Raw genomic sequence first — 10,806 nt, 5'->3', positions numbered from 1 at the left:
GCCCAAGCACATCGGGCGGGGAGCGGCTTAGTATGCGAGCAGGGGACCGGAGCTCCATCACCTCACGGAAGGGGCGGACCGCTACCCGGAAGCTCGTGTCGAGGAGACAGAAATGTCGGCCAACCACCCCGACCCCGAAGCCACCGGTGCGGACGCCCCGCACCTGGACTTCGCGGGAACGACTCCGTACGAGGACTATGTCCAGGCGGACGTCCTGACCCACCTCCAGCACCTGCGCTCGGACGATCCCGGCGAGATGGTCTTCCTGGTCACCACCCAGGTCATGGAGCTGTGGTTCACGGTCATCGTCCATGAGTGGGAGACCGCCACCCGCGCCCTGCGCGAGGACCGCATACCCGTCGCGCGCGACGCCCTGAAGCGTTCGCTGCGCGAGCTGGAGGCGCTCAACGAGTCCTGGCGGCCGCTGGCCGGACTCACCCCCGCCCAGTTCAACTCCTACCGGGGCTCCCTCGGCGAGGGATCCGGGTTCCAGTCGGCGATGTACCGGCGGATGGAGTTCCTGCTCGGCGACAAGTCCGCCTCCATGCTGGTGCCGCACCGGGCCGCGCCCCGGGTGTACGCCGAGCTGGAGAAGGCGCTCGGGGAGCCCAGCCTGTACGACGAGACCCTCGCCCTGCTGGCCCGGCGCGGGTACGCCATCCCCGAGGCCGTCACCACCCGGGACCTGACGAAGCGGTACGAGCCGTCGCCCGAGGTCGAGGCCGTGTGGGCGGAGATCTACTCCGCCGCCGACCAGAACGACGAGCTGGTCCGCCTCGGCGAGCTGCTCACCGACGTCGGCGAGCTGGTGTGGCGATGGCGCAACGACCACCTCGTCGCCACCCGCCGCGCGATGGGCTCCAAGACCGGCACCGGCGGCTCCGCCGGGGTCGCCTGGCTGGAGAAGCGCGCCACGAAGAACGTGTTCCCCGAGCTGTGGACGGCGCGCAGCCATGTCTGAGACCACGACCACGACCACGACCACGACAGACGGCCTCCGTGAGCGGGCGTTGAAGCTCGACGCCGCCGATCCGCTCGCCGCGAGGCGCGAGCTGTTCGCCCTCGACGACGACGGCGTCTACCTCGACGGCAACTCCCTCGGCGCACTGCCCGTCCACGTCCCCGCCCGCGTGGCTGACGTCCTCACCCGCCAGTGGGGCGAGCTGCGCATCCGGTCCTGGGACGAGAGCGGCTGGTGGACCGCGCCCGAGCGGATCGGCGACCGGATCGCCCCGCTCGTCGGGGCCGCCGCCGGGCAGATCGTCGTCGGTGACTCGACCAGCGTGAACGTCTTCAAGGCCGTCGTCGCCGCCGCCCGGATCGCGTCCCGCGCGGGCGGGGGACACGACGAGATCCTGGTTGACGCGACGACCTTTCCCACGGACGGGTACATCGCGGCGTCCGCCGCCCGGCTGACCGGCCACCGGATCGTGCCCGTCGCGCCCGCCGACATCCCGGCCGCGCTCGGTCCGCGTACCGCAGCCGTCCTGCTCAACCACGTCGACTACCGCTCCGGCCGGCTGCACGACCTGCCCGGGCTGACCGCCGCCGTTCACGCGGTGGGCGCGGTCGCCGTGTGGGACCTCTGCCACAGCGCCGGCGCGCTGCCCGTCGGGCTCGACGAGCACGGGGTGGACCTGGCCGTCGGCTGTACGTACAAGTACCTGAACGGCGGCCCCGGTTCGCCCGCGTACCTGTACGTCGCCGAGCGTCACCAGGCCGCCTTCGACTCGCCGCTGCCGGGCTGGAACTCGCACGCCGACCCGTTCGGCATGACCCCCGACTACGCCCCGGCGGACGGTTCCGTACGGGGCCGGGTCGGCACCCCCGACATCGTCTCCATGCTGACGCTGGAAGCGGCGCTCGACGTGTGGGACGGGGTGTCGGTGGACGCCGTACGGGCCAAGTCCCTGGCGCTGACGGACTTCTTCCTGGAGTGCGTCGAGGCGTACGCCCCGGCCGGCCGGGTCACCTCCGTCACCCCGGCCGAGCACGCCGAACGCGGCAGCCAGGTCGCCCTGCGCTGCGACGAGGCGGAGCCCGTGATGCGGCGCCTCATCGAGCGCGGTGTCGTGGGCGATCTGCGGCGGCCGGACGTGCTGCGGTTCGGCTTCACGCCGCTGTACGTGGGGTTCGCCGACGCGGAACGGGCGGCGCGGATCCTCGCCGAGGTGGTGGCGGAGACATCGGCGGCCTGACGAGCCGTCGACCCGCCTGACGGCCCGTCAACACATGTGCGACCGGGCGGGGGCGGTACCGAGTGCTGGTACCGTCCCCGCAGGTCAACCCAGTTGGGGCAGCACACAGGCACAGGCCACGGGCATAGGACGGTTGAGCAGCATGTCGGATTCCTCGGGTTCCCCGGACCCTGCCGCGCAGGAGCGGGACGCGGCCGAGAGCGCGTCGGCCCTCGCGCATCCCGTCGTCGCCCCCGACCGGACCGCCGCCTACGGGGACCACCCCGACCAGGTCGTCGACTTCTACGCCCCGCGCGACGGCCGCACCGCCGCCCCGCTCGTCGTCCTCCTGCACGGCGGCGCCTGGCGGGCCCCGTACGACCGGGCCCATGTCTCCCCGCTCGCGGACTTCCTGGCCCGCCGGGGGTTCGCCGTGGCGAGCGTGGAGTACCGGCGCGGCGGCGAGGAGCGGCGCGCTCCGGGCGCCGACCCGGTCGCTCCGGGCGCCGATCCCGTCGCGGGGCGCTGGCCGGAGACCTTCGACGACGTGGCCGCGGCCCTGGACGCGATGCCGGTGCTGGCCGCCCGCGAGCTGCCGGGCGCCGACGTGCGGCGGATCGTGGTCACCGGTCACTCGGCGGGCGGGCACCTCGCCCTGTGGGCGGCGGCGCGGCACGTCCTGCCCGAGGGGTCGCCGTGGCGGCTGCCCGCCCCGCCGCCGCTGCGCGGGGTCGTCGCCCTCGCCCCGATCGCGGACTTCGCGGCGGCGGTCGAGCTGGGGGTCTGCGGCGGCGCTGTCGCCCAACTCCTGGGCGGGAACGGCGACTTCGAGGAGCGGGCAGCGCACGCCGACCCCGGGGTGCTGCTGCCGACCGGGATCGCCACCGCGATCGTGCAGGGCGTCGAGGACATCGTCGTACCCCAGGCCGTCTCCGAGGCGTACGTCGACGCGGCGGCCAAGTCCGGCGAGACGGTCGGGCTGACGCTGCTCGGCGGCGTCGGGCACTTCCCGCTCATCGATCCGGCCGCCGACGCCTGCGCGGTGGTGGCCGAGGAGATCACCCAGCTCGCCTGGTGAAGCCCGCACGGCATCCGGCCTCCCAGCGGACCGAAGTTGTCCGCAAGGGTCTCTACGTTGGTCCTGTTCCCACTCGGAGGGAGTGGGCACCGACTAAGGAGATCCTCATGACGATCCTGGTGACCGGGGCCACGGGAACGGTCGGCCGCCGCGTGGTCGAGCAGCTGCTGGAGCGCGGCGAGCACGTCCGGGCCCTGACCCGCGACCCGGCGCGGGCGGAGTTCCCGGCCGGGGTCGACGTCGTCCGCGGTGACCTGACGGACCCGGCCTCGCTGGTCCCCGCGCTGGACGGGGCGACCGGGCTGCACCTCATCACCTTCGGCGGCGAGTTCTTCGCCCCGCTGGAGACCGCCGACGAGATCCTCGCCCTGGCGAAGGAGGCGGGCGTGCGCCGGGTGACCGTGCTGCACGGCGGCGGGGAGACCCCGGTGGAGACGGCGGTGCGCGCGAGCGACTTCGCCTGGGCGGTCGTGATGCCGGTGGAGTTCATGGCGAACGCCCTGGAGTGGGCGCCCGGCATCAAGTCCGAGGGCGTGGTGCGCGAGCCGTTCGTGGGCCGGCTGAGCGCGATGGTCCACGAGGCGGACATCGGCGCGGTGGCGGCCGTCGCGCTCACCGAGGACGGTCACGGCGGCCAGGAGTACCTGGTCACCGGCCCGCAGGCGCTGACCGTCGGCGACAAGACGGCGGCGATCGCGGCGGCCCGGGGCGCGGACGTCGAGCTGGTCGAGCTCACCGAGGAACAGGCGCTGGAGAGCTGGCGGGGCCAGGGCATGCCCGAGGACGTGATCGCGTTCCTGATCGACGTCTACCGGGACACCCCGCCCGAGGGCCGGACCGTGGTCGACACGGTGGAGAAGGTCACCGGACGCCCGGCGCGGGCCTTCGCGCAGTGGGCCGAGGAGCACGCGGAGCACTTCCGCGCGGCGGCCTGACGGGTGCCGCGCGGGGCTTGACGGGTGCCGCGCGGAGCCCTGCCGGCCCCCTCCGCGCGCGGCCTGACGGGAGCCCCGGCGCGGCACGGTGGAGGCGGGTAGTCCTTGAGACGGACGCCCCGGAATCCGTAGCGATGCTGACGACCCGCCGTCCGCCGCCGCCTACCGTGGAAGCGTGACCGAGACCCAGACAAAGAACAGTGGCCCGGAGTTCCGGGCAGCCGCAGGGGCGATAGACGGCCTGCGGGAGGACCTCTTCCGCCAGGTGCTCGCCTACCGTCCCCTGCCGCCGCTGAACCCCGACGGACGGTTCGTCCGGCGGCTGCCCGAGGGGCTGCGCAGGGCCGTCGTCTGGACCCCGCACGCCCTGGTGCTGTTCGCCGCCTTCCTCGTGATGATGGTCGGCTTCGCCGAGTGGCGGTTCCGCCTCCTGATGGGTCTGGTGCCGGCGATCGCGGTGGCGATGACCCTCGTCAGGCCGGTCGCCGCGTTCTGGGCCTCGATGCTGGCGACCGTCTTCTGCGGGGTCCTGGGCGGCGAGCTGTGGGGGCCGAGCGCCTTCGTGGCGCAGGTGGTGGTCCTGGTGGTCGTGGCCGCCCGGACCCGGCCCCGTACCGCCGCCTGGATGTGGCTGCTGACCCTGCTGTTCGGGATGCTGGTGGAGGGCGGCGACCCGTCCATCACCGCGCCCGTGGTGACGCTCTCCGCCTTCGCGCTGCTCGTCGTCGCCGTGGTCCAGATCCGGCGCGACGCCGAGCGCGAGGTCACCGTGCAGCGCACCGTCACCGCCGTCGAGCGCGACCGGCGCACGCTGCTGGAGGAGCGCACCACCATCGCCCGGGAGCTGCACGACGTGGTGGCCCACCACATGTCGGTCGTCGCGATCCAGGCCGAGGCCGCCCCGTACCGGGTCGAGAACCCGCCGCCGGAGCTGGAGCAGGCCTTCGTCACCATCCGGGAGAACGCGGTGGCCGCCCTCACCGAGCTGCGCCGCGTCCTCGGCGTCGTACGGGCGGAGGACTACGAGGCCCCGGACGCCCCGCAGCCCACCCTCGCCGCGCTCGACGGGCTGCTGGACAACGTCCGCGAGACGGGTCTGGAGACGGAGAAGGTGATCACCGGGGCCGTCCGCGAGCTGCCGCAGGGCGTGGAGCTCTCGGCGTACCGGATCGTCCAGGAGGCCCTGAGCAACAGCCTGCGGCACGCGCCGGGCTCCTCGGCCAGGGTCGAGCTGAGCTACGTCCTCGGCGGGCTCGGGCTGCGCGTGGTCAACGGGCCCGCGCGGGGCCTGGTCAAGCCCTCGCCGGGGGCCGGGCACGGGATCACCGGGATGCGGGAGCGGGTCGCGATGCTGAACGGCGAGATGACGGCCGGGACGACGACCGAGGGCGGGTACGAGGTCGCCGTGTTCCTCCCCGTACCGCTGTCGGAGCAGCCGGAGCAGCCGGAGCAGCCGGAGCAGCGGCCGGAGTCCCGGGACGCGGCGGAAGGCAACGCCGACACCGTCGTCATCGACCGGGACGGCCGCGCATGAGCGACACCGACATCCGGGTCCTGATCGTCGACGACCAGATGATGGTCCGCGAGGGCTTCTCGGTCCTGCTCAACGCGATGCCGGGGATCACCGTCGTGGGCGAGGCGCTGGACGGCCGGCAGGCGCTCGCCCAGGTCGCCGCCCTGCGCCCGGACGTCGTCCTGATGGACATCCGCATGCCGGAGATGAACGGCATCGAGGCGACCCGCGAGATCGTCGCGCGGGACGCCGACGCGAAGGTCCTGGTGCTGACGACCTTCGACCTCGACGAGTACGTCTACCAGGCGCTGCGGGCCGGGGCCTCGGGCTTCCTCCTCAAGGACGCCTCGGCCCGGCAGCTCGCGGACGGGGTACGGGTGGTGGCCTCGGGCGAGGCGCTGCTCGCCCCCACGGTGACGCGGCGGCTGATCACCGAGTTCTCCAAGCTCGCGGAGGCCCCGCGACCGCCCGCGCTGGCCCGGATCGGGGATCTCACCGAGCGCGAGACGGAGGTGCTCGTCCTGATCGCGCAGGGGCTCTCCAACGCGGAGATCGCCTCGCACCTGATCGTCGCCGAGTCCACGATCAAGACACATGTGAGCCGCATCCTGGTGAAGCTGGGGCTGCGCGACCGGACCCAGGCGGCGGTGTTCGCGTACGAGGCACGGCTGGTCACCCCGGGGTAGCCGCCGGTCGTGCCGGACCCCTTGCGGCGAGCGCGGGCGCGGGTAGCGTCGGGTCATGCACGTGTCCTTCGATCCCTGGTCGCCCGCGTTCGTCGCCGATCCGTACCCCGCCTACACCGCGCTGCGCGCCGCCGGCCGGGCGCACTGGTTCGAGCCGACAGGGCAGTGGCTGATCCCGCACCATTCCGACGTATCGGCCCTGCTGCGTGACCGGCGGCTCGGGCGTACGTATCTGCACCGCTTCAGCCACGAGGAGTTCGGCCGGACCCCGCCGCCGCCCGAGCACGAGCCGTTCACCACGCTCAACGGGCAGGGCATCCTCGATCTGGAGGCCCCCGACCATCCCCGGATCCGGCGGCTGATCTCCAAGGCGTTCACCCCGCGAACGGTCGAGAACCTCGCCCCGACCGTGCGGCGGCTGGCGGCCGAGCTGGTCGACGCGTTCGTGGCCAAAGGCGGCGGGGACCTGCTGGCGGAGGTCGCGGAGCCGCTGCCGGTCGCCGTCATCGCGGAGATGCTGGGCGTTCCGGAGGCGGACCGGAGGCTGCTGAGGCCCTGGTCGGCGGCGATCTGCGGGATGTTCGAGCTGAACCCCTCGGAGGAGACGGCGGCCGCCGCCGTCCGGGCGTCGGAGGACTTCTCCGTGTACCTGCGCGGGCTGATCGCCGAGCGGCGCACCGACCCCGGCGACGACCTGATCTCGGCCCTCATCGCCGCCCACGACGAGGGGGAGCGGCTGACCGAGCAGGAGATGATCTCGACCTGCGTGCTGCTGCTGAACGCGGGCCACGAGGCGACGGTGAACACCACCGTGAACGGCTGGCGCACCCTCTTCCACCACCCGGAGCAACTGGCCGCCCTGCGCGCCGACCCCGCGCTGCTGCCCACCGCGATCGAGGAGCTGCTGCGCTACGACACCCCGTTGCAGATGTTCGAGCGGTGGGTGCTGGACGACATCGAGATCGACGGCCAGGTGATCCGGCGGGGCGCGGAGGTGGCGCTGCTGTTCGGCTCGGCGAACCGGGATCCGGAGCGGTTCGCGCGGCCGGACGCCCTGGACCTGTCCCGTACCGACAACCCGCACATCACCTTCGGTGCGGGCATCCACTTCTGCCTGGGGGCCCCGCTGGCCCGGCTGGAGCTGGCCGCGTCCTTCGGCGAGCTGCTGCGGAAGGCGCCCGCGCTGCGGATGGCGGCGGAGCCGGAGTGGCAGCCGGGGTATGTGATCCGGGGGCTGAGGGAGTTGCGGGCGGAGGTGTAGATCCGCCGGCCGGGGCGGGCTCAGCAGGGGTCGTAGCACTCCGGCCTCGGCGCCCCGGCCAGCGCGTCCACGGCGACGCCGAGCGCGAAGAGGACGGCGATGGCCGCAACGAAACCGATCGCCCGCTTCCAGTCGCCCCGGACCAGGAAGAACACAGCCAGGGCCGCGGCGACCCCGCCGAGGATCATGAGGGGCAGGCCGACCCAGAGCACGTTCCAGTTGGAGGCGCCCTCGAAGCCGTCGAGGAGACCGCCCTTGCCATGCGGCGCCCAGAGCACGATGCCCGCGAGCGCTCCGGCGAAGGCTGTCCCGCAACCGGCGGTTCCGACGACGGCTTCGCGGCGCGAGTCCTGGATCTCCATGTGCGCGGAGACGCAGACGGGGGCGGACGCGGTTCCTTTCAAGCCCCTCCGGCGATTGAGGAACGGGGGTGCGGGGGCGGAGCCCCGAAACTACGTCAGCGGGTACGACGTCCGCCCCGACGCCTCGTCGATCTCGTCGTGTGCCTTGGTCAGCAGTTTCATCGCCAGCTCGTTCAGCGCCCTGGCCCCCGCGATCTCCTCGCCGACCCGCTGCTGGTCGGTGTCCGAGGGATGGCGGCTGGCGTAGCCGTGGGCGCGTACCTCTGTTCCGTCGGAGAGGCGGACGAGCGCCGCCGCACGGGTGCGGTGGGTGTCCTCCTCGAATTCGAGGTCGATGTGCCACCCGACAGCGATTCTGGTCATGACGAACACCTCCGGGACGTTCCGGGCGTCTTCTACCAGCGTGCGCCCACTGCCCCGTCCGCGCTCGCCGGGCCCGGCAGCATCAGCCCCCACGCGCCCGCCCGGACCGTCCAGGTCCGGGTGCGCACCGGCCCCCCGGTCTGTATGTCCGCCCGGTAGCGGAAATCCGCGCCGGAGACCGTGACGGCCTTGGCCTCCGCCGTGACGTCCTCGCCGGATCCGGTGCGGACGACGACGTCGGCCAGGCCCCCGTCGCCCTGGGAGGTCACCGAGAGGCCCCGTACCGGCGTGTCCAGGTCGCTCAGCAGCACCCCGTCCGCCTCGATGCGCAGGCGGTGCGTGCCCGGGTGCGTGGTGGCGGCGACCGGGACCGGGCGGACCAGGGACGTCACGAGCGAGCGGCAGGTGTCCCAGACGGCCGTGACGCCCGCGTGCGGGGCCCCCGAGCCGGGCGGCGGGGGCGGCGGGGCCGGGATGCGCAGGCGGCCGAGGACGACCCCGTCGCTGTCGTCGACCAGGAGGTCCAGGCGGCGCACCGCACCGTCCAGCGCGGTCCGGGCGGCCGCCACCGCGCCCCGGGGGACGCCGAGGGCGTGGGCCACCTCCAGGGCGTGCGCCGCGCCGACGGGGATCAGGGAGAGGACACCGTCGGCCAGCTCCCTCTCGCGGTGCAGCTGGGCCACCGCGCGCAGCAGCGCGTGATCGTCGCCGACCACCACCGGGCGGCGCGAACCCCGCCGGGACAGGGCCCGCGCGAACTCCTCGGGGGTGTCCGGAAGGCAGATCTTGGCGTGCGCGCCGGCGCTCAGCACGTCCTTGGCGATACGGACGGACTCGCCGTCACTCCGGCGGGCGACCGGGTCGATGACCACCAGGAGCTGGTCGTCGCCGTCGCCGGGGGGCTCTGCAGCCGACACCTCGGTCCTTCCTCGGGTAGCATCTTGGTGCAAGAGCCCCTTGCGCTATTGCGCCAGGGGCTTCGTCTATTCCGGGGCACCCGGTTCGACGGCTCAGGCTTTGCCGTACATCGTCGTACGGCAGGTACGACCTTTACGTACGCCCCCTGACCTTGGACATGCCCCGCCCGGAAGGGGTGTACGCCTGTGCCCGCACTTGTGCTGCTCGGTGCTCAGTGGGGTGACGAGGGCAAGGGGAAGGCCACCGATCTCCTCGGTGGATCCGTGGACTATGTCGTGCGATACCAGGGCGGTAACAACGCCGGTCACACGGTCGTCGTGGGCGACCAGAAGTACGCACTTCATCTCCTCCCCTCCGGAATCCTGTCGCCGGGTTGTACCCCGGTCATCGGGAACGGTGTCGTGGTCGACCCGGCGGTCCTGCTCTCCGAGCTGAGCGGTCTGAACGAGCGAGGCGTCGACACGTCCAAGCTTCTGATCAGCGGCAACGCTCATTTGATCACTCCGTACAACGTCACGCTCGACAAGGTGACCGAGCGCTTCCTCGGGAAGCGCAAGATCGGCACGACGGGCCGGGGCATCGGTCCGACGTACGCCGACAAGATCAACCGGGTGGGGATCCGCGTCCAGGACCTCTACGACGAGTCGATCCTGGAACAGAAGGTGGAGGCGGCCCTGGAGCAGAAGAACCAGCTCCTGGCCAAGGTCTTCAACCGCCGCGCGATCGAGGCCGGCAAGGTCGTCGAGGACATGCTCCAGTACGCGGAGCAGATCAAGCCGTTCGTCGCCGACACGACCCTGATCCTGAACGATGCCATCGACGAGGGCAAGGTCGTCCTCTTCGAGGGCGGCCAGGGCACCCTGCTCGACGTCGACCACGGCACGTATCCCTTCGTCACCTCGTCGAACCCGACGGCGGGCGGCGCCTGCACCGGCGCCGGCGTCGGCCCGACGAAGATCAGCCGCGTCATCGGCATCCTCAAGGCCTATACGACGCGGGTCGGCGCCGGTCCGTTCCCGACGGAGCTGCACGACGAGGACGGCGAGGCGCTGCGGCGCATCGGCGGCGAGCGCGGTGTCACCACCGGCCGTGACCGCCGCTGCGGCTGGTTCGACGCCCCGATCGCGCGGTACGCGACCCGGGTCAACGGCCTGACCGACTTCTTCCTCACCAAGCTCGACGTCCTCACCGGCTGGGAGCAGATCCCGGTCTGCGTGGCGTACGAGATCGACGGCAAGCGCGTCGAGGAACTCCCGTACAACCAGACCGACTTCCACCACGCGAAGCCGATCTACGAGAACCTGCCGGGCTGGTCCGAGGACATCACCAAGGCCCAGACCTTCGACGACCTGCCGAAGAACGCGAAGGCGTACGTGAAGGCGCTGGAGGAGATGTCGGGCGCTCCGATCTCCGCGATCGGCGTCGGCCCGGGCCGGACCGAGACGATCCAGATCAACTCGTTCCTGTAGGGAGCGCCTGCCGGGCCGCAGCACCCGCCCGTGGGGGCCCGGGA

At 72.6% G+C, this 10,806-nt stretch carries 11 protein-coding genes; 8 read left to right on the top strand and 3 right to left on the bottom strand.

From position 1 onward, the window contains the following. The first annotated feature begins 112 nt into the window (after window positions 1-112). The 7 genes from ACFWM7_RS28915 (at window position 113) to ACFWM7_RS28885 (ending at window position 7,650) form a co-directional block, all read left to right on the top strand. Complete coding sequence (locus ACFWM7_RS28915; RefSeq protein ID WP_383265947.1) at window positions 113-961, top strand: tryptophan 2,3-dioxygenase family protein; 849 nt, start codon at window positions 113-115, stop codon at window positions 959-961. Continuing rightward, entirely contained in the window at window positions 954-2,198 is a 1,245-nt protein-coding gene (kynU, locus tag ACFWM7_RS28910) for a kynureninase (RefSeq protein WP_383265945.1), read from the top strand. The genes ACFWM7_RS28915 and kynU overlap by 8 nt, the downstream gene beginning before the upstream one ends. A 142-nt stretch (window positions 2,199-2,340) precedes the next feature. Next, on the top strand, window positions 2,341-3,255 hold the full coding sequence (locus ACFWM7_RS28905) for an alpha/beta hydrolase family protein (RefSeq protein WP_383265942.1): 915 nt from the start codon (window positions 2,341-2,343) through the stop codon (window positions 3,253-3,255). A 107-nt stretch (window positions 3,256-3,362) separates the two neighbouring features. Next, complete coding sequence (locus tag ACFWM7_RS28900; protein ID WP_383265939.1) at window positions 3,363-4,190, top strand: SDR family oxidoreductase; 828 nt, start codon at window positions 3,363-3,365, stop codon at window positions 4,188-4,190. A gap of 175 nt (window positions 4,191-4,365) precedes the next feature. Further along, window positions 4,366-5,724: a sensor histidine kinase gene (locus tag ACFWM7_RS28895; RefSeq protein ID WP_383265936.1), complete on the top strand. Its 1,359-nt coding sequence runs from the start codon at window positions 4,366-4,368 to the stop codon at window positions 5,722-5,724. Then, a complete protein-coding gene (locus tag ACFWM7_RS28890; protein ID WP_205084856.1) occupies window positions 5,721-6,389 on the top strand; it encodes a response regulator transcription factor in 669 nt (222 codons plus the stop codon). Before ACFWM7_RS28895 ends, ACFWM7_RS28890 begins: the two co-directional genes overlap by 4 nt. A gap of 55 nt (window positions 6,390-6,444) precedes the next feature. Further along, on the top strand, window positions 6,445-7,650 hold the full coding sequence (locus ACFWM7_RS28885) for a cytochrome P450 (RefSeq protein ID WP_383265933.1): 1,206 nt from the start codon (window positions 6,445-6,447) through the stop codon (window positions 7,648-7,650). A 20-nt stretch (window positions 7,651-7,670) separates the two neighbouring features. Here the strand turns inward: ACFWM7_RS28885 and ACFWM7_RS28880 are convergent, their stop codons facing one another. Genes ACFWM7_RS28880 through ACFWM7_RS28870 form a run of 3 tightly spaced genes read right to left on the bottom strand, consistent with a single transcriptional unit; the run spans window position 7,671 to window position 9,292 of the window. Next, window positions 7,671-8,054: a hypothetical protein gene (locus ACFWM7_RS28880; protein ID WP_383265930.1), complete on the bottom strand. Its 384-nt coding sequence runs from the start codon at window positions 8,052-8,054 to the stop codon at window positions 7,671-7,673. Window positions 8,055-8,102: 48 nt separating this feature from the next. Next, window positions 8,103-8,375, bottom strand: coding sequence for a DUF1876 domain-containing protein (locus tag ACFWM7_RS28875; protein WP_383265927.1), 273 nt, complete (start codon window positions 8,373-8,375; stop codon window positions 8,103-8,105). A 32-nt stretch (window positions 8,376-8,407) separates the two neighbouring features. After that, window positions 8,408-9,292: a diacylglycerol kinase gene (locus ACFWM7_RS28870; protein ID WP_383265924.1), complete on the bottom strand. Its 885-nt coding sequence runs from the start codon at window positions 9,290-9,292 to the stop codon at window positions 8,408-8,410. A 186-nt stretch (window positions 9,293-9,478) separates the two neighbouring features. On the opposite strand from ACFWM7_RS28870, the gene ACFWM7_RS28865 reads away from it, so the two are divergent. Beyond that, a complete protein-coding gene (locus tag ACFWM7_RS28865; protein ID WP_026241849.1) occupies window positions 9,479-10,762 on the top strand; it encodes an adenylosuccinate synthase in 1,284 nt (427 codons plus the stop codon). The last annotated feature ends 44 nt before the right edge of the window (window positions 10,763-10,806 follow it).

Origin of the sequence: Streptomyces sp. NPDC058375 (assembly GCF_042723425.1) — a bacterium.
Classification (GTDB): Bacteria; Actinomycetota; Actinomycetes; order Streptomycetales; family Streptomycetaceae; genus Streptomyces; species Streptomyces durocortorensis.
The sequence above is the reverse complement of the archived record's forward strand: the minus strand, read 5'-3'. Positions and strand labels throughout refer to the sequence as shown.

Coding starts and splice junctions, on each gene's coding strand:
- ACFWM7_RS28915 (WP_383265947.1), top strand. CDS start 113: ATGTCGGCCAACCACCCCGACCCCGAAGCCACCGGTGCGGACGCCCCG.
- kynU (WP_383265945.1), top strand. CDS start 954: ATGTCTGAGACCACGACCACGACCACGACCACGACAGACGGCCTCCGT.
- ACFWM7_RS28905 (WP_383265942.1), top strand. CDS start 2,341: ATGTCGGATTCCTCGGGTTCCCCGGACCCTGCCGCGCAGGAGCGGGAC.
- ACFWM7_RS28900 (WP_383265939.1), top strand. CDS start 3,363: ATGACGATCCTGGTGACCGGGGCCACGGGAACGGTCGGCCGCCGCGTG.
- ACFWM7_RS28890 (WP_205084856.1), top strand. CDS start 5,721: ATGAGCGACACCGACATCCGGGTCCTGATCGTCGACGACCAGATGATG.
- ACFWM7_RS28885 (WP_383265933.1), top strand. CDS start 6,445: ATGCACGTGTCCTTCGATCCCTGGTCGCCCGCGTTCGTCGCCGATCCG.
- ACFWM7_RS28875 (WP_383265927.1), bottom strand. CDS start 8,375: ATGACCAGAATCGCTGTCGGGTGGCACATCGACCTCGAATTCGAGGAG.